Origin of the sequence: Brevibacillus sp. SAFN-007a, assembly GCF_051967035.1 — a bacterium.
In the GTDB taxonomy this organism is placed as follows: domain Bacteria; phylum Bacillota; class Bacilli; order Brevibacillales; family Brevibacillaceae; genus Brevibacillus.
In genome coordinates, this window is the sequence record NZ_JBQCKK010000009.1 from 52,429 (window position 1) to 72,669 (window position 20,241).

Annotated in this window: 20 protein-coding genes; 14 read left to right on the plus strand and 6 right to left on the minus strand. The window is 54.1% G+C overall.

Translation table 11 applies throughout. From position 1 onward, the window contains the following. Positions 1–168: 168 nt before the first annotated feature. Positions 169–417 carry a hypothetical protein gene (locus ACTHO6_RS11900; RefSeq protein WP_440241774.1) on the plus strand — a complete coding sequence of 83 codons (249 nt, stop codon included), beginning with the start codon at positions 169–171 and terminating at the stop codon, positions 415–417. 149 nt (positions 418–566) lie between these two features. Here ACTHO6_RS11900 and ACTHO6_RS11905 read toward each other — a convergent pair whose 3' ends face one another. Next, positions 567–1,352: a VanZ family protein gene (locus ACTHO6_RS11905; protein ID WP_440241775.1), complete on the minus strand. Its 786-nt coding sequence runs from the start codon at positions 1,350–1,352 to the stop codon at positions 567–569. A 226-nt stretch (positions 1,353–1,578) separates the two neighbouring features. On the opposite strand from ACTHO6_RS11905, the gene ACTHO6_RS11910 reads away from it, so the two are divergent. Both ACTHO6_RS11910 and ACTHO6_RS11915 read left to right on the plus strand, forming a co-directional pair. Then, a complete protein-coding gene (locus ACTHO6_RS11910) occupies positions 1,579–2,967 on the plus strand; it encodes an L-cystine transporter (protein ID WP_440241776.1) in 1,389 nt (462 codons plus the stop codon). 259 nt (positions 2,968–3,226) lie between these two features. Continuing rightward, positions 3,227–4,813, plus strand: a complete 1,587-nt coding sequence (locus ACTHO6_RS11915) for a M4 family metallopeptidase (protein WP_440241777.1) — start codon at positions 3,227–3,229, stop codon at positions 4,811–4,813. A 420-nt stretch (positions 4,814–5,233) separates the two neighbouring features. Here ACTHO6_RS11915 and ACTHO6_RS11920 read toward each other — a convergent pair whose 3' ends face one another. Then, a complete protein-coding gene (locus tag ACTHO6_RS11920; RefSeq protein ID WP_440241778.1) occupies positions 5,234–5,866 on the minus strand; it encodes a YczE/YyaS/YitT family protein in 633 nt (210 codons plus the stop codon). 202 nt (positions 5,867–6,068) lie between these two features. Between ACTHO6_RS11920 and ACTHO6_RS11925 the strand changes: the two genes are divergently transcribed. The 4 genes from ACTHO6_RS11925 to ACTHO6_RS11940 all read left to right on the plus strand — a co-directional run bounded on the left by ACTHO6_RS11925 (position 6,069) and on the right by ACTHO6_RS11940 (position 8,526). Next, positions 6,069–7,046, plus strand: a complete 978-nt coding sequence (locus tag ACTHO6_RS11925) for a LacI family DNA-binding transcriptional regulator (RefSeq protein WP_440241779.1) — start codon at positions 6,069–6,071, stop codon at positions 7,044–7,046. 106 nt (positions 7,047–7,152) lie between these two features. Next, positions 7,153–7,656, plus strand: a complete 504-nt coding sequence (locus ACTHO6_RS11930; RefSeq protein WP_440241780.1) for a GNAT family N-acetyltransferase — start codon at positions 7,153–7,155, stop codon at positions 7,654–7,656. Positions 7,657–7,685: 29 nt separating this feature from the next. Next, complete coding sequence (locus ACTHO6_RS11935; RefSeq protein WP_440241781.1) at positions 7,686–8,195, plus strand: DUF6884 domain-containing protein; 510 nt, start codon at positions 7,686–7,688, stop codon at positions 8,193–8,195. 4 nt (positions 8,196–8,199) lie between these two features. Continuing rightward, a complete protein-coding gene (locus ACTHO6_RS11940; protein ID WP_440241782.1) occupies positions 8,200–8,526 on the plus strand; it encodes a YciI family protein in 327 nt (108 codons plus the stop codon). A gap of 114 nt (positions 8,527–8,640) precedes the next feature. On the opposite strand, the gene ACTHO6_RS11945 is transcribed toward ACTHO6_RS11940, so the two are convergent. Then, positions 8,641–9,999 (minus strand): TrkH family potassium uptake protein, encoded by a 1,359-nt coding sequence (locus tag ACTHO6_RS11945; protein WP_440241783.1) that lies wholly within the window; start codon positions 9,997–9,999, stop codon positions 8,641–8,643. Between the two features lie 534 nt (positions 10,000–10,533). Next, positions 10,534–11,364, minus strand: a complete 831-nt coding sequence (locus ACTHO6_RS11950; protein WP_440241784.1) for an undecaprenyl-diphosphate phosphatase — start codon at positions 11,362–11,364, stop codon at positions 10,534–10,536. A gap of 241 nt (positions 11,365–11,605) precedes the next feature. Here ACTHO6_RS11950 and ACTHO6_RS11955 point away from each other — a divergent pair, with 241 nt between their 5' ends. Continuing rightward, entirely contained in the window at positions 11,606–11,932 is a 327-nt protein-coding gene (locus tag ACTHO6_RS11955; RefSeq protein WP_440241785.1) for a DUF1904 family protein, read from the plus strand. A gap of 371 nt (positions 11,933–12,303) precedes the next feature. Here the strand turns inward: ACTHO6_RS11955 and rluF are convergent, their stop codons facing one another. Next, entirely contained in the window at positions 12,304–12,999 is a 696-nt protein-coding gene (gene rluF, locus ACTHO6_RS11960; RefSeq protein WP_440241786.1) for a 23S rRNA pseudouridine(2604) synthase RluF, read from the minus strand. Between the two features lie 222 nt (positions 13,000–13,221). Between rluF and ACTHO6_RS11965 the strand changes: the two genes are divergently transcribed. From ACTHO6_RS11965 to ACTHO6_RS11990, 6 genes are all read left to right on the plus strand, one after another. After that, complete coding sequence (locus ACTHO6_RS11965; protein ID WP_440241787.1) at positions 13,222–14,670, plus strand: nicotinate phosphoribosyltransferase; 1,449 nt, start codon at positions 13,222–13,224, stop codon at positions 14,668–14,670. Between the two features lie 209 nt (positions 14,671–14,879). Then, positions 14,880–15,794, plus strand: coding sequence for a homoserine O-acetyltransferase MetA (metA, locus tag ACTHO6_RS11970; RefSeq protein WP_440241788.1), 915 nt, complete (start codon positions 14,880–14,882; stop codon positions 15,792–15,794). 111 nt (positions 15,795–15,905) lie between these two features. Further along, positions 15,906–16,790: a LysR family transcriptional regulator gene (locus ACTHO6_RS11975; protein ID WP_440241789.1), complete on the plus strand. Its 885-nt coding sequence runs from the start codon at positions 15,906–15,908 to the stop codon at positions 16,788–16,790. Between the two features lie 98 nt (positions 16,791–16,888). After that, entirely contained in the window at positions 16,889–17,278 is a 390-nt protein-coding gene (locus tag ACTHO6_RS11980; protein WP_440241790.1) for a CidA/LrgA family protein, read from the plus strand. Next, positions 17,256–17,954, plus strand: coding sequence for an LrgB family protein (locus ACTHO6_RS11985; protein WP_440241791.1), 699 nt, complete (start codon positions 17,256–17,258; stop codon positions 17,952–17,954). The genes ACTHO6_RS11980 and ACTHO6_RS11985 overlap by 23 nt, the downstream gene beginning before the upstream one ends. Before the next feature lie 207 nt (positions 17,955–18,161). Next, positions 18,162–18,992, plus strand: a complete 831-nt coding sequence (locus tag ACTHO6_RS11990) for a protein-glutamine gamma-glutamyltransferase (protein ID WP_440241792.1) — start codon at positions 18,162–18,164, stop codon at positions 18,990–18,992. Positions 18,993–19,058: 66 nt separating this feature from the next. On the opposite strand, the gene solA is transcribed toward ACTHO6_RS11990, so the two are convergent. Next, entirely contained in the window at positions 19,059–20,192 is a 1,134-nt protein-coding gene (solA, locus tag ACTHO6_RS11995) for an N-methyl-L-tryptophan oxidase (protein ID WP_440241793.1), read from the minus strand. Positions 20,193–20,241: the final 49 nt, after the last annotated feature.

The window sequence follows — 20,241 nt, forward strand, 5'->3', positions numbered from 1 at the left end:
ACAGGTAGCCGCCCCGCAAGCGCAAGCGGGCGACTACCTGTTTTTTTTGTTTGGAAAAAAAGTGGCCAGGCACATTTTCGTTTTTTCTTCATAGGCTTATAGTAGATACCCATTTATTTCTTAGCCCTTATGCAAGCGGTACCATCATGAGAAAGGAAGTGTGTGCGAATGTTTTGGTTCGTATGGGCTGTCGTCGGCGTCGTTGTCTGGTTGGCACTCAACTTGATTTTGACAGGAAAAGCGGCAGGAACAGGCTGGTGGGCTTCGCTCATCGCTGCGCTTCTGGGCAGTTGGCTTGGAGATCTGGTTTTGGGCGATTGGCTGTGGCTATGGGCCGGATTCAACGTCATTGCCGGGGTTATCGGAGCGGTTGTGCTCACCTGGCTGTGGAACTTGCTCAGCAGACAATCCAAGTAGCACCACAGCACGCTCCCCTTGTTGTGGGCATAGGCAAAAAGCAGGAGGGAATCGTCCCAGTGACGGTTCCTTTTTTTCGGTGCGCCACGCATGGCGACTAACTGGGCGGTGACAAAAACGGCTTTCATGAAGTGGGTCCCGAACCATATTTAGTTCTCCTCGTATTTCCCTGGATGTTTTTCACCCGATGAAACGCAGATATCGAATACATACTTCAGGAATGGATCATTTCTGATGGGGGAGTTTTTCGTTACCTTGATAAAAATGACCGAAAAAATCGTGAATAGCATGTATCCAATCATGACTCCAATAAAGTTGAAAATGACATCATTTACATCTATATACCGATATGGAAACCCTAAAGACAACCCTATTGCCAGTTGAAGCAATTCAATCGTAAATCCCACTGATAAACCGAGAACGGCCATTTTCTTGAGAGTTGTCTTGATTAGGAAGGCAACCCCAAATCCGAAGGGTACGGTTAAGAGGATATTCAAAAGAACCTGCATATCCATTTCAAATCCTGGGGGGAAGTGAAGGGGAAGTAAATGAATTTCTTCGGAAAACGCATTTACCCTGCTGGCTCTTACCGCGATTAATCTAGGGTCAATCGGAATGGGGAAAATCGTAAATTTTAATACCTGTAAGAGATAGAAAGAAAACAGCGTATAAAAGAACAGAAAGGGATAGCCCTTCCTCCATTTATACCTGAGCATCAGTACGGACATGAGTATGAAAATAAGTCCAATAAATAATGGATACCGATTAAAGAGTAACAAGGGATATCTCTCCGTTTCTACAATGGGAATAAACGGCGTTTTTTTACTGCCGTTGTTAGATTTCTTTAAGAGGCCCTCAAAGAAAACGGTGAAACCAGCAAAATGTATTCGAATGATCCACTGGAAACAGTGTAAACGAATCAGAACCAGATGCAAAATGCTGACTTCACCTGGAACCCCAAAGTCGGGTCAAGTTCGGACGGCCGGGCGAAAAGGCACGCATAAAGCGAGCGGGAGCGCATAAAATCAAGGAAGGCAAACGGGCAAGGTTTGACGTTTTCGTCATAAATCTTACTTGACCAGTAGGGATTGTTGGTAATATAACTATAGCTAGACCAAAGAAAATGGCTGTACAAGTGCAGAGGAGAAAGAGAGGGAACCTATGTCAACGATACTTACGATTCTCAATGTGGCGATCATGCTTGTAATCATTGGGGGCTTGTATGCCCTGCAAAAGAAACACGTTTCCTTTTCCAAACGGGTGTTTGTCGGTCTCGGAATCGGAATTGTATTCGGACTCATCCTGCAATTCGTCTACGGAGTCAAATCAGACGTCTTGAAAGACACCATCGAGTGGTACAACATCGTGGGCAAGGGCTACGTGAAGCTGCTGCAAATGATCGTCATGCCGCTGGTGTTGATCTCGATTGTTGCCGCTTTTACCAAAATGAAGCTCGCCAACAACATCGGCAAAATCAGCTCGCTGATTATCGGGCTTCTGGTCGGGACGACAGCGATTGCCGCTGCCATCGGGATCGCCTCGACGTTTGCCTTCCATCTGGACGGCAGCCAGTTCCAGCAGGGAGAAGCGGAGGCGGCGCGCATTGAACAGGTGGAAGCGCGCCTGGGCGATATTCAAAATATGACCTTGCCGGCGAAAATTTTGGAGCTGCTCCCGGCCAATCCATTTCTCGATCTGACCGGGGAGCGGGCTACCTCTACGATTGCCGTCGTGATTTTCTCCGCCCTGATCGGGATTGCGTACTTGGGCGTGAAAAAGAACAGCCCTGAGCAGGCGGAGTGGTTCGCCAAAATCGTCGATGCGCTGCATGCCGTCATCATGCGCGTCGTGACGCTGATTTTGCGTCTGACGCCATACGGAGTGCTGGCGATCATGACGCGCGTAGCCGCGACGAGCGACTACCATGCGATCTGGCAGCTTGGCAAATTCGTCATTGCTTCGTATGTCGCGTTGCTTCTCATGTTTGTCGTGCATCTGCTGATGCTGGCTTTTGCCGGGTTGAATCCGCTGGTTTATGTGAAAAAGGCGTTTCCCGTCCTGGCCTTTGCCTTTACCTCCCGTACCAGCGCAGGGACATTGCCGCTGAATGTGAAAACACAGACGCAGGAATTGGGGGTGCCGGAGGGAATTGCCAATTTTGCCGGCTCCTTCGGTCTGTCGATCGGACAAAATGGCTGCGCAGGCACGTATCCGGCGATGCTGGCCGTCATGGTAGCGCCAATAGCCGGAGTTGATCCCTTGACGCCTTCGTTCATTCTGACGTTGATCGTCGTTGTCGCGCTCAGCTCCTTCGGGGTTGCAGGGGTAGGAGGCGGAGCTACGTTTGCCGCATTGCTCGTCCTGTCGACGATGAATCTGCCTGTGGCGATTGTCGGGCTGCTCATCTCTGTAGAGCCGCTGATCGACATGGGCCGCACAGCGCTCAATGTGAGCGGCAGCATGACGGCTGGAATTTTGACGAGCCGGGCAACCAAAGATCTGGATACAACCGTATTCAACGGAACACAGCCACAATCTGTGACGGGATAAGGAACCGAGAAGGGAAAACCCGGCTGCACTGCCTGACTGGCAGGAGCAGCCGGGTTTTTGGCGTTCGGACGCGATCCGTCTCGTCGGAATCAGCAGTCCCGCGCTTGGGTATTCTTGCGGATTTGTCAGATTTTGGTGAATAAACAAGGAAAATGTCGGAAGAAAATATTCTGGAAAAAAAGGGATTTTTCCCACAAAAAGCAAATAAGATAAAATGTTTCATATAATCATAATCTTTTGATTGGGGGAATTTTTTAGAATGAAAAAGTCTTATGTTGCTACCAGCCTCACTCTCAGTATCGCAGTAGGTGTGTCGGGACTTGCAGCTGTGCCTGCCCTGGCGAAACCCAAGCAGATTGAATTCAACAAGCAGTGGGACACACCGCAGTATATCGGAGAGGCGTGGCAGCCAGAAGGGGTCAAGGGGGATGACATCGTCTGGTCATACCTCGAGAAGTACAAAGACGAATTCCGTATCCAAGGAAATGTCGAGGACCATTTCAAAATCGTGAATGAGGTTCGCAACAAAGAAACGGATACGAAGCATTACCGCTTGCAGGAAGTCTACAACGATATCCCGATTTACGGCTTCCAGCAGACCGTTCATATAGATGCCGACGGTAACGTCACGTCTTATTTGGGCCAATTCATTCCTGATCTCGATAACAACAAGCAATTGAAGAAGAAGCCGAAGCTCACTGAACAAAAAGCATTGAAGCAAGCGATCAAGGACATAGAGGACGAACTGGGCGAAAAACCGGATTTCAGCCGCGATCCGGAAGCGAAGCTGTACATTTACGTGCATGAGGACGAAGCTTACCTGGCGTACGCTGTTGAGCTGAACTTCCTCGAGCCGCAGCCAGGCCGCTGGATGTATTTTATCGATGCGCACAGCGGAGAAGTGATCAACAAATACAATGCAATCGACCAGGCAACCGGAACCGGAACAGGCGTACTGGGCGACACCAAGCAGTTTGAGACGACACTGCAAAGCGGCAGGTACGTCCTGACCGACAAGACACGCGGAAAAGGCATTGAAACGTACACAGCCAATAACCGCTCCACGCTCCCTGGCACGCTCTTGACCGACACCGACAACTATTGGACGGATGGTGCAGCTGTCGACGCGCACGCCTATGCGCAAAAGACGTATGACTACTACCGCAATGTGCACAATCGCAACAGCTTTGACGGAAACGGCGCAGTGCTTCGTTCTACCGTTCATTACGCAGTGCGATACAACAACGCATTCTGGGACGGCTACCAAATGGTATACGGCGACGGAGACGGCACTACGTTCCTGCCGCTGTCCGGCGGACTGGATGTAGTAGCCCATGAGCTGACCCACGCCGTCACTGAGCGGACAGCAGGACTGGTTTACCAAAATGAGTCGGGGGCGTTGAACGAGTCGATTTCCGACATCTTCGGCGCGATGATTGACAACGACGATTGGCTGATGGGTGAGGACATCTATACGCCAGGTGTGAGCGGCGACGCGTTGCGCTCCCTGGAGGACCCATCCGAGTATGGCGATCCGGATCACTACAGCAAGCGCTACACAGGTTCCCAAGATAACGGCGGCGTCCACATCAACAGCGGAATCAACAACAAGGCAGCGTATCTGCTGGCAGAAGGTGGCACGCACTACGGAGTGACCGTCAACGGCATCGGCCGTGCCGATACGGCGAAAATTTACTACCATGCTCTGACAAACTATCTGACGCCGTACTCCAATTTCTCCGCTATGCGTCGTGCTGCTGTGCAGTCCGCTACCGACCTGTTCGGTGCGAACTCCAATCAAGTCAGAGCTGTTAATGCAGCGTATGATGCAGTAGGCGTACGCTAAACGATCAGAATAAAGTAAGAAGAAAGGCAACCACTCGCAGGGGTGGTTGCCTTTTTTTAGGGGCTTGCGTGACAAGGCGATGATGTCTCTGTGAATGCGGGGACATCCTTTTTTTCAGGGAAACAGGCAGGTTTTCTTCGTCGAAGAAAACGGTTGGTAAACGGCCTTCAGGCAGCGAACAAGCCGCGCATGATGGAAAAAAGATACGCCTGCGCAGCTTCAACCGATGCGTGCGCAGGCGTTAGACAACGGCCGCGACAGCGGCAACAGGCTTTGCACGGAGCACAGCCTGCTGCTGCCAGCGGCGAGGCGAGACAGGACAGGATGCGCCCGTCCGTCTCTGAAACGATCCGGTTATTTGCCGCCGTCCCGTATGGCGGCTTTTTTGGCGTGACGGGCTTGTTGCCGCGCTTCCGGCTTCTACTGCACCTGGGCTTCCGTCCCCCGGTTGGCCAAGGCCAAAAGCTTGTTCCCCGCGTGGATGGCAGCCTGAATGATGTAGCCAGTCGTAAACGACAAGACGATGGTCCCGTAGTAAATCGGCCCGTCGAGCAAAAAGCTCAAGGTGAGAAACAGGCAGGCCAGCGAGATTTCCGTCCGGCGAAACGTCCACTTCATCCGCTTGGAGATTACGAGCACGAAAGCTTCCTGCGGTGCCGTGCACACCTGCGTGCAGACGTACAACCCGATGCCGCTGCCGATGCACAGGTTGCCGAGCGCCATGGTCAACAGCGGCGGCAGCGAGCGGATGCCGGCCATCAGGGCGTCGATCGAGCCGATCAGGTCGACAAAGACAGAGATCAGCACCATTACGACAACGGCGCCCATCGTAATGTAGCTGCGATCCATGAAAAAGACGATGCAGACAAAGGCGAAGTTGATCGCAAACATCCAAAAGCCGATGGATACGCCGAAATTTTGATACAGGGCAATAAACAAAGAATCATAGGGACTAAGTCCGAACGAAGTGATCGTCGTCATCATGTTGATGCCGAGCGCGAGAATGAAGAGACCTGCGATAAACAGGACGTATTCGAATTTGAAGCGAAACACGAATAGCACGACTCCTTTCCTCTTCCATTGGCAACAGGATAATGTGTGGAACGCTTTTCAGAGCAAGAAAAAAATGTGCCGGGCAAGCTTTCCGCCCATTTGCTTTCGCGCGGCATGTTTTTCAACTGGAGAAATGGACGCCTTTCCCGTTACTATAGGAAGAGAGAAGGACGGATTCGAACAGACAGAGGGGTAATCAGGAGTGGCTAACATTCGAGAAATTGCGAGACTGGCGGGAGTATCCGTCTCCACCGTGTCGCGTGTGCTGAACAACCATCCGTATGTCAACGAACAAAAACGCGCGGAAATCATGCGGATCATCGAGGAGCTAAACTACGTGCAGAACAGCAACGCCGTCCATCTGTCGACCGGAAAAACGCGGGTGGTTGGCGTGACTCTTCCGCTCGTCAACAATCAGTATTACAGTTCGATTATCGAAGGGATTGCCGCCGAAGCAGCCCGGCACCAATACAACCTGATGGTGTGCCAGACCAATAATAGCGCCGAGCAGGAGCAGAGCATTTTGCGTCTGTTGAAAAACAAAAAAATGGACGGCCTTATCATGTGTTCCCGGGCGAATGCTTGCAAGACGATTGAAGAGTACGCCCAGTACGGCCCGATCGTTACCTGCGAGGCCAATCAGGCTGCCTCCGTGTCGAGCGTGCATATCGACCATTACCAGACCTTTCGGATCGGGATGGAATATTTGCTCGGCAAAGGACATCGGAAAATCGGCTACTGCATAGGCAGAACAAACAGCTTCAATAGTCAGCACCGAAAACGGGCCTACCGTGACATGCTTGGTTCCGTAGACGTGACGCCCTCGCCCGACTGGGCCTTTGAAAACTGTCTGACTGTACAGGACGGCAAAGCCATTGCGCACCGTATCCAGCAAATGAAGGAGCCGCCTACTGCTTTGATCGTCTCCTGCAATCATATTGCGGCGGGGATCGTCAAGGAAGCGGGCAGGCTGGGGCTGCGCATACCCGAAGACCTGGCGATTATCGGCTGCGATGACCAGCCGATCGGCGAACTGCTGGAGATTACCACGGTATCCAGCCCGAGCAGCTTGATGGGAACATACGCTTTTGAAATGCTGTACGACAGGATTCTCCACCAGCGAAGAGAAAAAGAAGAGAAGGAGCTGCCCCCGGTTTTGGTCGAGAGAAGTACGGCGTAACGTCATCCGCCAAATTTACAGATCGTTCACACGCCATTCATTCCTGCTTGATATCCGTTTCATACAGTGGAGATGACAGAGGAACTGACAGGGGGGCGGAGGATGGATGGAAGTGCGGATTGAATGCGCCAAAAAAGAAGATTTTGCCGAGATGATTACGCTGGCCGATCTGACGTTGCCGGACCGGATGAATCTGCATGAGTTGAAAAAATATATGGAACTGTTTCCCGAGCTGATTTTCAAGGCGACGAGCCAAGATCAGCTGATCGGCTTCAGTTGCGCCGGAATTGACATGTATCAGACGACGGGCTGGCTGTTGTTCAGCAACGTCCGCAAAGAATATCAGGGACAAGGAATCGGCAAGCGGCTGATTGAAGCCCGATTGCAAGCCTTGCGCCGCTTTCCTGCGCTTCGCACGATTTTGGTCACGGTGAGCGAGACGAATCAGTCGTCACTGCGCGCGCTGGCGGCCCACGGCTTTCGCCTGGCGCGCGCCGAGCAGGATTATTACGGCCCTGGCAAGCATCGGCACGTACTGGAGCTGCCTGTCTGTCCCGTTGCCTGCTCCCCGGCAGAGGACGGGCGCTGGAAAGGGGACGCCAGGATATAAGCGGACCCACGCCGGTTTCACCTGGAGCGATGACGGGCGGGAGAAGCCGCTCCGCAAGCGGAAGGAGAAAAAGCGAAGTGAAACGACGGTTGTGCATCATCGCCTGTGGCGCGAAAAAAATATGGGACGTACACCCGGAAGCGGGAGCGACAGAGGCGCAGTACGTCTATCAAAGCGCGTTTCACAAGGCGAGCCAGGCGTATGCCCGGACGTTTTTTTCCGAGTGGGCGATCTTGTCTGCCAAGCACGGCTTTTTGCTGCCGCATGATACGGTGCCGGAAAACTACGATGTCGCTTTTGGTACGAAAAACCCGGAGATCATCACGCTTGACCGTCTGATCCGGCAAGCGCGGGACAAGCAGTTCGCCGGGGTGGAGGAAGTCGTCATGCTGGGCGGAAAGAAATTCAGGAAGATCATCCACGCCGTGTTTGGCGCAGACAAAAGCAGCTTTCCGCTCGCGGATTGCCAGGGCATCGGCTTTATGCTGCAAAAGCTGAACCAGGCGGTGGCGAACAGACAGGAAATCGGAAAGGGATGAGAGGATGGACGGACTCCGGCAGTATGTGTACAAAATCAAGCTTGTTCCGCGGCTGCTCGACCCGGCGAACTGGACGGACAAAGAGCACGAGATCGTCGGAGAGCATTTTCGCTATTTGCAAAAGCTGCTCGCAGACAACAGGCTGATCCTCGCGGGCCGCACGCAAAACATGGACGAGACTACGTTTGGCATTGCGATTTTTCTCGCGGAATCAGAGGAAGCGGCCAGACGCGTCATGGACAACGACCCGGCTGTCCGGCAAAACGTGATGACGGCCGAGCTGTACCCGTACCGCGTCGCCTTATACAACAGCGAGTGGGAACAAACGTGAACAAAGACGAAGAGCCTGTGCGCGCCAAAAACGCATCAGGCTCTTTTTGGTGGGGGCATGCTTTTTGCCAATCGCTTGACACAGCCCCTCTTCCGCAGGCTTCGCTGCTGATCGTTACTGCCCGATGATGATCCGCTCTTTCGGGTGGTGGTAGCGCACGATTCGGTCGTCGCGCTTGAGGAACAAGAGCAGGTTGATAATCCCGACCCGCCCGATCATCATGGTGATAATCAGGATGAGCTTGCCGGGCGTTCCCAGCTGCTCCGTAATTCCGGTAGACAATCCGGTCGTACCAAAAGCGGAGCATACCTCAAACAAAACGTGCTGGAAAGGCAGGTCCTCCAGCCAGACGAGCAGGATGACGGCCATGAACACGAGGACGACCGCGATAAAAAAGACGACGAACGACCGCATGATGTCTTCGTCCACCAGCTCCCGCCCGAATACTTTCACGTCCTTGTAGCCGCGCATGTTGGCCAACACAGTCGCAATCAGGACAAAAAACGTCGTCGTGCGAATCCCCCCGCCCACACTGCTTGGCGATGCGCCAATAAACATCATCGCGGACAGCATGAACAGCGTGGGAGTGGAAAACAGACTGATGTCCATGGTCGACAAGCCGCCGCTTCGCGAGGAAACGGAGTGGAACAACGAGTAAAACAGCGATTCGTGCCATGTTTTATCGAGCAGAGCCTGCTGACGTTCGAAAACGTAAATCAGTACGGCTCCCGCCACGACCAGGGAAAAGAACGTAAGCGTCGTAATTTTGGTAAACAGCGAAAAGGTAAAACGCGCCTTGGCCCGGCGATAGGAGAAGTACGTGCGCAGCTCGATGAGTACGGGAAAGCCGATCGCTCCGCAAATAATGAGCAGCATGACGATCGACTGAAACGTGTAATCGTGCGCATAATCCAGCATGGAATTGCCTTGCAGGTCAAAGCCCGCGTTGGTAAAGGAGCTGACCGAGGCAAAGTAGCCGTGATAAAAGGCTTCGTACCAATTGGTGTAATAGCCCGCAAGCAAGAAGTGTCCGCCCAGCAGCACGGTCCCGATCAGCTCGATGAAGAGCGCCATGACGAGAATGTTGCGCATCAGGTTAACCAGTCCGGACAACGTGGAGCGATTGTGGTCGGTCGCAATCCAGATGCGCTGCTCCAGGCCGATTTGTTTGCCCATCAGCATCCAAATAAATGTCCCGAGCGTCATGATTCCGATTCCGCCCACTTGAAAGAGCAAGGTCAGAAACAAAATGCCCCACTGGTTGAACACTTCATGAATCGCAATCACAGTCAGCCCGGTGACGCTGATCGCACTCGCTGCGGTAAAGAGGGCGTCGATGAACGAGATCGACACGCCCTGGTTATGAAAGAACGGCAGCCACAAGATAACCCCAGAGACCAGAATCAGCGTAACGTAGGAAAACACAATAATTTGAACGGAAGTCAAGCGACGTTTTTGATTAGAAGATAACAAAATGAATGGCCTCCCGAATAAACTTCATGAAGGTAATCATACCAAAAAAAGTTAGAGAGCAAAAATGCTTTGCGAAACGAATTTGCTGCCCGAATTAGTCGAACTCGCTGGCGCGTACATGGAAAACAACGCGGACGTAAAAACAAGAGTCAACCAGAATCACCTGGAGGTTGAGTACAGGCGAATAGATGGGCAAAACGTACACGTTTGCGCAACGAAAGGAGACAACGAGCTGGTAAATGCCGTTGTCCCGGAACATGAGTTTTTTCGAAGTCTGTTGCAAACGTGCAAACACTATTTTTTGGCTTTGGCCGCGTATGGAACCGAACAAGAATATTTTCAGAAAAAGGTAATCAAACTAGAAACATTTTATGACCGATACAAAAAAAGCTATGCTTGATTCGCAGCCAAGCATGCCAACAAGAAAACAGGCTGCCTTGCCTAAAATGCGTCCCCCGCTTGTGTCTGGCAGGAGGGGGCGCTTCAACGGCAAGGCAGCTTTTTTGGTGAAGATCGGCCTGGTGCAAGTCGCTGCTACAAAAGGAAAAAGTAGATCACAGCAGCAAGCGCGATGCGATACAGGGCAAACGGAACGAGCTTGATCCGGTTAATCAGCTTCAGGAAGAAGCGGATTGCCAAGAGGGCAAACAAAAAGGCGCTGATAAAGCCGACAATGAAAAAAGGCAAGGAATCGGCGGTGATGTACTGCCAATGCTTCAACAGCGACAAAAAGCTGGCGCCCGCCATGACGGGAACCGCCATGATAAACGTAAAGTCCGAGGCCGCCCGGTGGCTGAGTCCCAGCAGCACGCCGCCGGAAATCGTCGAACCGGAGCGGGAAAATCCGGGCCACAAGGCGATGCATTGAAACAGCCCGATCAAAAGTGCCTGCTTGTACGTCATCTGGTCAACGGTTGTGACCTTCGGGCGGCCCGGTCGGAACCAGTCGGCGGCGATCATCAGGAGCGCCCCGGCGACAAGCCCGATCAGCACCGTATGGATGGAGAACAGGTACTCGTCAATGTAGTCTTCAAAAATCAAGCCGAGCACAGCGGCAGGCAACAGTCCGACGATCACTTGCGAGAGGCGCAGCTTGTGGCCGGGGCCGTTGCCATCCGGCGACATTTTTTTCAATCCCAGCAAACTTAAAAAACGGTCTTTGAACACGATCACGGCAGCGAGGATCGAGCCGAGCTGAATGACGACCTTGAACGTGTTGGCTACTTCCGGGGAAAACAGCTCTCTGGAATGCAGCAAAGTATCGTCGACGATAATCATGTGCCCGGTCGAAGAGACGGGCGCAAATTCAGTCAGACCTTCTACAAGACCGAGCACGAAGGCCACGAAAATGTTCCACAAATCCATATGTACTCACCTTTCCGATTGGTGTACTTCCTGGCGTACTTCTGTTTGGGAGTGGGGTGTATCGAAGCGCTGCTCCCTTCTCCCTCATCCACTTTAATATAAATGAGCGGAAATAGTAAGTATGTGATTGGGTTATCACCCCGTTTGCTACCGCTTCGCCCAGAAGCGGGATACCCTACTCTTTTCGCCTGCCGCACGGTATGATAGAACAAACAGCTTTTTACCAACAGGAGGTTCGAGCATGCCACATCTCATCGTTCGCGGCATACAGGCCGAGCAAATGGCAGCGATCAGCGAGCCGCTGACAGAAGAGCTTGCCGCTCTGTGTCAGTGCGGGACAGACAATTTCACCATCGAATGCGTGCAGACGACAGGCGTTTTTGGCGGGAAGGTAGTCGAGTCGTTTCCGTTTATCGAAGTCGGCTGGTTTGAGCGAGGCCAGGAAACCCGCGACCAGTTTGCCCGCATCGTGACCAAGCACGTTCTCTCGCTTGGCATTCCGGAAGTAGAAATGGCGTTTGTCGCCTATCAAAAAGAAAGCTATTACGCCAACGGCGAGCATTTCTAGTACAGAACGACAGCCGCTGTCGATTTCCCGGGAAAAGAAAGGATGATTCGACAGAAGCAGGCTTCGCAGCATGACCAGGAATGCGCATGGAAAGGGGCCGCATTCGTATGCAAGATACGGATGAGGCTCCTTTTTGGTTACGAGGCGCCGCTCGTTATTCATAGGGAAGGGAGGGCTACAAGGGAAAAAGCGGAAATAGAATGGCTGCTCTTGGACGCCCGGCCGGATACACCGTGTTCCTTTGTCGGGCTTTTCGCCTGTCTGATCGGGGCTTTTTTCGCGACCGACTGTTGTAACGTCTGCCCATGAAAAAACAGGCTCCCCATCGCATAAAAGGAGTCTGTTTTTTGCATTTCGCCCCGCAAATCGCCCTATTTCTCGGAAAGACTTTTGTTCAATTCCTTCAACTCTTCACTGGTCAAATTCCGCCATTGCCCCATCTTCAGGTTGCCCAGCCGGATATTCATGATGCGCACGCGCTGAAGCTGGCGCACCTGGTAGCCGAACGCCTGGCACATGCGGCGGATTTGTCTGTTCAGCCCCTGCGTCAGGATGATGTTGAAGACGCGGTCGCTGACTTTGGTGACCTTGCAGGGCTTGGTGACGGTCCCGAGTATGCGCACCCCGCTTGCCATACCGCGCAAAAAGCTGGCGGTCACGGGCTTGTCGACGGTGACGATGTACTCTTTTTCGTGATTGTTTTCCGCCCGCAAAATCTTGTTCACGATGTCTCCGTCGTTGGTCAGCAGGATGAGGCCCTGGGAGTCCTTGTCCAGCCTGCCGATGGGAAAAATCCGTTCCGGGTGGTTGACGAAGTCGATGATGTTGCCTTTCACGTGCAGCTCTGTCGTGCAGGTGATGCCGACAGGCTTGTTCAGGGCAATGTAGACGTTCTTTTTCTTCGCGCCGAGCGGCTTGCCGTCAATGCGGACGTCGTCGCCGGGCGCGACGGTGCTGCCCAACTGGGCGGTCAAGCCGTTGATGGTTACGCGCTTGGCTTCGATCCATTTGTCTGCTTCGCGGCGCGAGCAAATGCCTGTTTCGCTGATGAACTTGTTAATTCGCATGGGTGGTTCCTTTCGCTAGTTACTGCTGTTTTTCCAATGGGCATCATACTCATAAGGGGAGCGTAGACGACGCGATCCGGCTTGCTTCCACGCCCGGTTGCTCGCCTGGTTTTTTCCTGCTTCCATACTATCACATCTTTCTTCCGAAGCTCCACCGCAGATGGGCACTGGCAACAGGTTCTGGTATGATGTTGGAAAGGAAGTCACAGGAGGCTTATGACGATGCAATCTTTTGGTGTGGCATTGCACACAGATAAATATCAGATCAACATGATGTACGCGCATTGGGTAAACGGGACGCACAACCAGAGAGTGGTTTTCGAAGCGTATTTCCGCAAGCTGCCGTTTGGCAACGGGTACGCTGTTTCCGCTGGGCTGGAGCGAATCGTTCATTATATTAAAAATTTGCGTTTTGAGGAGAGCGACCTGCACTATTTGCGCGAGCAGGAAGAGAATTACGATCCGGGCTTTTTGGAGGAACTGCGCCGCTTTCGTTTTCAAGGCTCTCTCTACTCCGTCAAGGAAGGGACCATGGTGTTCCCGAACGAACCGCTGATTCGCGTGGAAGGCCGCATCATGGAGGCGCAGCTGATCGAAACCGCCCTGTTGAACTACATGAACTACCAGACGCTGATCGCGACAAAGGCTTCGCGGATCAAAAACGTGGCGGGCGACGACACTCTGATGGAATTCGGTACAAGACGGGCCCAGGAAGCGGACGCTGCCCTCTGGGGAACGAGAGCGGCGTATTTGGCCGGGTTTGACGCGACCTCTAACATGCTTGCGGGAAAAATGTTCGGCATCCCTACCAAAGGAACGCATGCGCACTCGTGGGTGCAGAGCTTTGAGGACGAGGAAGAGGCGTTCCAGCGCTTTGCCGATGCGCTGCCGAACCAGGTGACGTTGCTCGTGGACACGTACGATACGCTGAAAAGCGGCGTCCCTCATGCGATCTCCGTAGGGAAAAAGTTGGAGCGGGAAGGCAAAAAGCTCGCAGCGGTGCGCCTCGACAGCGGCGACCTCGCCTACTTGTCCACCAAGACGCGCGAGATGCTGGACAAGGCGGGGCTTACCGATGTGAAGATCGTCGCCTCCAACGATCTGGATGAGCATACGATTCTCAACCTGAAAGTACAAGGGGCCAAGGTCGACAGCTGGGGAGTGGGGACCCAGCTGATTACGGCTGCCGATCAACCGACGCTCGGCGGCGTGTACAAGCTGGTAGCTCGCCAGGACGCAAACGGGGTCTATCAGCCGACCATCAAGATTTCGGCCAACCCGGAGAAAGTGACGACGCCCGGCATCAAGGACATGTACCGCCTGATCGATCCCGATACGGGCAAAGCGATTGCCGACTATTTGTGCTTCCCGGAGGAGAGGACCATTGCCGAAGGCGCTCCGGTCCATCTGTTTACCCCTGGCCATCCGTACCTGAACAAGCAACTGACCCGCTACCGGGCAGAAGCGTTGCTGATCCCGGTGTTTGTCGACGGCGAGCTGGTGTATGAACTGCCGAAGCTGGAAGAAATCCGCAAGTACCACCGCGAGCAGCTCAAGCAGTTCTGGCCGGAATATTTGCGGATCCTCAACCCCGAGCACTATCGCTTGCATGTGAGCGAGGAAGTGTGGGAGACAAAAGCCCGGCTGATGAAGGCATATATGAAAAAATAAAGGGAAAACGCCCGCTGTGTCGCGAGAAGCGGCACAATAGCGCGGGAGAAATCGTCCGCCAGAAATCGAGCGGCTACCGGCTGGTTTTGCCGGGGGGCGCCGTTTTTTGCAAGCCTTCCTGTTCGAAGCAGGAAGGCGAGTATTTTTGTCGAATTTGTCGGATTAATCGTTGTGTACCTGTGGTGTAAGAAGGGGAAAGGGGGATCTCGATGCCAATCAAACTGCCTGACGAGCTGCCAGCGGTGGAAGTGCTGGCCCGTGAAAATATTTTTGTCATGAAAGAGAGCCGTGCGTTCACGCAAGACATCCGGCCGCTGAGAATCGTCATCCTGAATCTGATGCCTTTGAAGGAAAAAACGGAAACACAGCTGCTCCGACTTTTGGGGAATACGCCCCTGCAGGTGGAAATCGTCCTGCTGCACATGTCCAGCCATACCTCCAAAAACACGTCGGAGGAGCATCTGTCCATGTTTTATCACACGTTTGAGGAAATCGAGGACCAGCGCTTCGATGGCATGGTGATTACCGGCGCGCCTGTCGAGCAGCTCGAATTTACCGAGGTGACGTACTGGGCAGAGCTGAAAAAAATTCTCGACTGGAAGCTGACGAATGTGACCTCTACGCTGCATATTTGCTGGGGGGCGCAGGCCGGGCTGTACCATCACTTCGGAGTGCCCAAGCATCCGCTGCCGGAAAAGCTGTTCGGGATTTTCCCGCATACGTTGAACAAAAAAAATGTGAAGCTGCTTCGCGGATTCGACAATTATTTTTACATTCCGCATTCCCGTCATACGGAAAATCGCCGGGAGGACATCGAGAAGGTGCCGGAGCTGGAGATTTTGTCCGAGTCCGAGGAAGCGGGCGTGTACATCGTCGCGACGAAGGATGGCCGACAAATTTTCGTGACCGGACATTCCGAGTACGATCCGACCACGTTGCAGGACGAGTACCTGCGGGATTTGAACAAGGGATTGGACATTGCCGTGCCGCGCAACTACTATCCCGACGATGACCCGAGCCGCGAGCCGATCGTCACCTGGCGCGCGCACGCCAACCTGTTGTTCTCCAACTGGCTGAACTATTACGTGTACCAGGAGACCCCGTACGATCTGAACAACAGGTAGCAGCAGGACAACCATCCGGAACATCGGGTGGTTTTTTTCATCGGCTGACAACCTGTGGTAAGCTGGGGAAAAGACAAGAAGCAAACCGAACGGATCAGGTGGAGGCAGCAGATGGACATTCGACAACTGCAATACTTTGTGGAAGTAGCCAAACAAAAAAATTTTACAAGAGCGGCCCAGACGCTTCACGTCTCCCAGCCGTCCATCAGCAAAATGATGAAAGCGCTGGAGGAGGAGCTTGGCGTCGTGCTGCTGGATCGCGCAGAGCGGAAAATGGAGCTGACCGACGCGGGCGAGCTGGTGTACGGGTACGCGACAAAAGTGTTGCAGCTATTGGAAGGGATGACCTCCTCCATCGCTCAACTCCGCAATAGCGAGCGCGGGCGCGTGAAAATGGGCATGATGCCGACAGTCGGCTCTTTTTTGCTGCCGAATGTGATTGCGCTGTTCAAAAAGCAGTATCCGGGCATTGAGATGGAAATGAAGGAGTACAGTGCCAAGCTGCTGGAAATTCAGGTGGAAGAGGGGAGCGTTGATCTTGGACTGACGGTGTTGCCGACGGATGCGGAAAAGTTTTCAGCCGTTCCCCTGGTGGCGGAAGATCTCGTCGCCATCGTGCATCACAAGCATTGGCTGGCAGGGGCGGACGAAGTGAACCTGGCGGAGTTGCGGGACGAGGACTTTATCCTGTTCACAGAGGAGTACGCGATTCACGACGTCGTCCGCCAGGCGTGCAGGAGGAGCGGCTTCGAGCCAAAAGTCGCTTACATGAGCTCGCTGTGGGATTTCGTCGGGGAGATGGTGGCGACTGAGCTGGGCATCTCGCTGCTTCCGCGCTCGATTGTGAGACGCCTGCACAACGACAAGCTGCATACGGTAAACATCTCGTCTCCCGTGATTGACTGGCAGTACGCCCTGATTTACCGCAAGGGCGGCTACTTGTCGCACGCGACCCGCGCCTTCATTGAGTTTGTGCGGCAGCATTTATCGCCATAACCAAATGGAATAGACATCATGATGGTTATGTATTGTACGAATACAATCGGGACGCTTTAGAATGAAAGTACCAACATGAAGGAACCGGAGTGGTCTCGATGAAAAAATGGTTCTTGCTCCTTGCGCAAGTGATGCTTTTGGCCGGGTTTGCCTGGCTGGGCAAAGGAATGGCTTCGCTTTTGCCTGTTCCTGTTCCAGGCAGCCTGATCGGGCTGTTGCTTTTGTTCATTTGTCTGCACAACGGCTGGGTGCGCCTCCAGTGGGTAGAGGCGGGAGCCACCCTTTTGTTTTCGCAAATGATTCTGTTCTTCGTGCCTTCCCTGGTCGGCATGATGCAGTACCCGTGGCTGCTCGGAGGAAAAGGACTGCTTGTTTTGCTGGTCGTGACAAGCGGATGCGCCTTCGTGATGATTTCGACAGGCGCGGTTGCCGAGCGAATGTTCAAACGCAGCGAGGTGAAGCCGCTTGATCCTGTGGAACATGTGTAGCATCGTCCTGACGATTTTGTTTTTCTTCCTGGCGAAGCGCCTTCACCAAAAGCGGCCGCGCCTCTTGTTTTCCCCGGCTGTGCTTGCGCCAGCCGCGATGATTGTCTTTCTTTTGCTCGCGGGAATTCCTTATGCTGCCTACAGCGAAGCGACATCGTGGATCAGTGAGCTGATGGGAGTGGTGACGGTGGCGTTTGCCGTGCCGCTGTACCGAAACTGGTCGATCCTGATGGCGCACAAGCGGATGATTGTGTGGAGTCTCGCCACTGGCTCCCTGGTTGCGATTCTCGCGGGAGTATCGACAGCCATGCTGGTCGGGTTGGGCAAGGAGGCCGCCATCAGCGTCATTCCTCGCTCGATCACGCTGCCGATTGCGCTTGCCGTCTCGGAAGCGATCGGCGGCATGCCGGCGATGACAGCGGTGTTCGGGATGCTGACCAGCTTTGCAGGCGTCTTTATGGCGCCGTTCTTGATCAAAAAAATGAAGCTGCGCCATCCCGTTTCGCTTGGCCTGATGTACGGCATGGGGGCGCATATGCTCGGGATGGTCAAGGCGTTCGAGCGCGGCGACACGGAAGGGAGCAGCGCGACGCTGGCTGTGATTGCCGGGGCGATGATTACGGTCGTGTGGGCGTTCGCCCTGCTGCCATGGATTTTGTCGTGGCTGGCTGTTTAGTTGGAGGGAGCTGCTTGGCAAGCTCCTTTTTTATTGGGTTCACAGACGTGGCGAAAGCCTCTGTTTTTCCTGGAACGAAGGGGCGCGACTTGCTCGTCGAACAAAGCCGGCGCGTTCCCCGGATGCGCGACGAGGTATTTTCTGTACACATGGACATGGGCGCTTGCATACACATACCAAGGATGGTGTGTGCAAAGGAGGTTGTCTATGATCGTCATCAGTGGCAGAAGGGCTGATCCGGGAGCTTTGGCAATGGAGTGGGGATTGAACGAGGTACAGCGAGAAGTGGTGGAGCGGATGGCGGAAAGCGGAGAGGAGTTCGCGTACCCGACAGCCGCCTTGCTGCAATTCGAACTGAAGATGCGAGATCATCTGGTGCGCTCGGCAAGGGCACTGTATGCGAGCGGGATCGCGTTTTCCACCTTCGAACGATCGCGTGCCAATCCGGTCTACTGGGAACGCACGGAGCTGGGCGGTTTTCGGCTGAGACAGGGGGTTTTGCCCTCGCAGGGAATCATCAACATTTTTCAGGAAGGCAGAAAATACGCGACAGAGTGCGCGACAGCGATGGTCATTATTTTGTACCACGCCGTTCTCCAGTCGATCCGCAGGGAAGACTTCGAGCGGCTGTTCGCCGACATTCTGCTGTACGACTGGCGCTACGACCAGGATCTCGATTTGCAGACAATCAGGACGACGACGTTTTTGCCGGGCGATATTTTGTACTTCGCCAATCCCGATCACAACCCCGACAAGCCGCAATGGCAGGGAGAAAATGCGGTCGATTTGGGCAGAGGTCTGTACTACGGGCACGGAGCGGGGATTCGGGACGCCCAGTCGATGATCGCGTTTTTGAATGAACAGCGCAGGGAAGGGGCAACCAGGTCCGCGTACCTTGTTCCCCAGGCGACACGCCCCGGCTTCGCTTATTTGTTTCCGTACGACAACAGCCGTCCGCAGGTGCGCTTCGAGCAGCGGGCGGCGGACGTGGGCAGCCGGATAACGGCTCGGATCGGTTCGCTGTTTTGGGAATGGTGAACAGGAAAAAGCCTCGGGCTGCAAATCATGGCGAGAGGCTTTTTCCTGATGGGGCCTGACAGCGGTTTACGAAAACCGGCTGAGCGAGAACATGGACAAATCGAGCGTAGAGGACCCGTCGAGGAGCAGTTGGCTGACAGCTTCTCCTACGGCGCTCGCGAACTTGAAGCCGTGTCCGGAAAAGCCGGCGGCAAAGACGATGTGCGGCTTGTCCGGATGGCGGTCAATGACAAAATGCTCGTCGGGCGTCATGGTGTAGAGGCAGACCTTGCCCTGGCGCAAGGCCCCTGCTGCCTGTGGCATGTACGTCTCAAGAAACGCGCGGACATCGCCTTCATCCGACAAATAGCTGCCAAAGGTTCGCTCCAGCATGTCAGGATGGCTGGCTTGTCCCCCGTCATGACGGCCGATTTTGACGCCGGCTCCGTCGATGCTCGGGAAGCCGTAGAACATGGAATCGCCCAGATGGAAGAGGAAGGCGGGGAATCGGTCTGCGCCGTACAAGCGATCCTCTGCGCCGAACCAGGCGACGGTCTTGCGCGTGGGCACAAGCGGAACGGACAAGCCGAGATCCTGCAAGAGCGGGGCGCTCCACGCTCCGGCGGAGACGAGCAGCTGTTTGCCGCGATAGCTCGCGGAATCTGTGCGCACGATCACATCTTCGCCGACTGTTTGCAGGCTGGTGACGCGCGTATTGGTCAGTAGCGTGGCGCCCGAAGCGATGGCCAGCTCCCGATAAGCGCGAATGGCGTTCTCGGAATAGAGAATGCCGGAAGCAGGTTCCAGGCAGGCGTAAAAGTGATCGGGCAGTTCGATTCCTGCCCAGCGCTCGCGCACCTCCCGGGCCGTAAGCAATTCGAGGGGAAGCGAGTAACGCGCGGCGCTCTCCCGTACCTCCTGCAAAAAGGCGCAATCGTGCGCTCCTGCACTCAGCACGCCGGTTTGGCGGAACAGCTCCGCGCCAGAAGCCTGCTCCAGCTCGGCCCACAGCGTTTGCGCCCGCAAGGCGAAGGGCACGTACTGCTTGCCTTCTCCGTAGGCGTGGCGAATAATCCGGGTGTCTCCGTGGTGGCTCCCCATCGTGTGCGGAGGATCAAAAGCGTCAAGCAATAGCGTGCTTGCGCCTCGTTTGGCCAAGTAGTATCCGGCGGCCATTCCCATCGAGCCAGCGCCGACAATGATGACCTCGTAGGTTTGCATAAAAGTACCCCTTCCCCTCTTTTTCCTCATTATAGAGCGTACGTTTTTA

Excerpts from the sequence above, each read along its gene's own strand:
- ACTHO6_RS11955 (WP_440241785.1), top strand. The coding sequence starts at position 11,606 with ATGCCACATCTCATCGTTCGCGGCATACAGGCCGAGCAAATGGCAGCG.
- ACTHO6_RS11900 (WP_440241774.1), top strand. The coding sequence starts at position 169 with ATGTTTTGGTTCGTATGGGCTGTCGTCGGCGTCGTTGTCTGGTTGGCA.
- ACTHO6_RS11935 (WP_440241781.1), top strand. The coding sequence starts at position 7,686 with ATGACGGGCGGGAGAAGCCGCTCCGCAAGCGGAAGGAGAAAAAGCGAA.
- ACTHO6_RS11965 (WP_440241787.1), top strand. The coding sequence starts at position 13,222 with ATGCAATCTTTTGGTGTGGCATTGCACACAGATAAATATCAGATCAAC.
- ACTHO6_RS11950 (WP_440241784.1), bottom strand. The coding sequence starts at position 11,364 with ATGGATTTGTGGAACATTTTCGTGGCCTTCGTGCTCGGTCTTGTAGAA.
- ACTHO6_RS11930 (WP_440241780.1), top strand. The coding sequence starts at position 7,153 with ATGGAAGTGCGGATTGAATGCGCCAAAAAAGAAGATTTTGCCGAGATG.
- metA (WP_440241788.1), top strand. The coding sequence starts at position 14,880 with ATGCCAATCAAACTGCCTGACGAGCTGCCAGCGGTGGAAGTGCTGGCC.
- ACTHO6_RS11990 (WP_440241792.1), top strand. The coding sequence starts at position 18,162 with ATGATCGTCATCAGTGGCAGAAGGGCTGATCCGGGAGCTTTGGCAATG.
- ACTHO6_RS11980 (WP_440241790.1), top strand. The coding sequence starts at position 16,889 with ATGAAAAAATGGTTCTTGCTCCTTGCGCAAGTGATGCTTTTGGCCGGG.
- ACTHO6_RS11940 (WP_440241782.1), top strand. The coding sequence starts at position 8,200 with ATGGACGGACTCCGGCAGTATGTGTACAAAATCAAGCTTGTTCCGCGG.
- ACTHO6_RS11975 (WP_440241789.1), top strand. The coding sequence starts at position 15,906 with ATGGACATTCGACAACTGCAATACTTTGTGGAAGTAGCCAAACAAAAA.
- solA (WP_440241793.1), bottom strand. The coding sequence starts at position 20,192 with ATGCAAACCTACGAGGTCATCATTGTCGGCGCTGGCTCGATGGGAATG.
- rluF (WP_440241786.1), bottom strand. The coding sequence starts at position 12,999 with ATGCGAATTAACAAGTTCATCAGCGAAACAGGCATTTGCTCGCGCCGC.
- ACTHO6_RS11915 (WP_440241777.1), top strand. The coding sequence starts at position 3,227 with ATGAAAAAGTCTTATGTTGCTACCAGCCTCACTCTCAGTATCGCAGTA.
- ACTHO6_RS11910 (WP_440241776.1), top strand. The coding sequence starts at position 1,579 with ATGTCAACGATACTTACGATTCTCAATGTGGCGATCATGCTTGTAATC.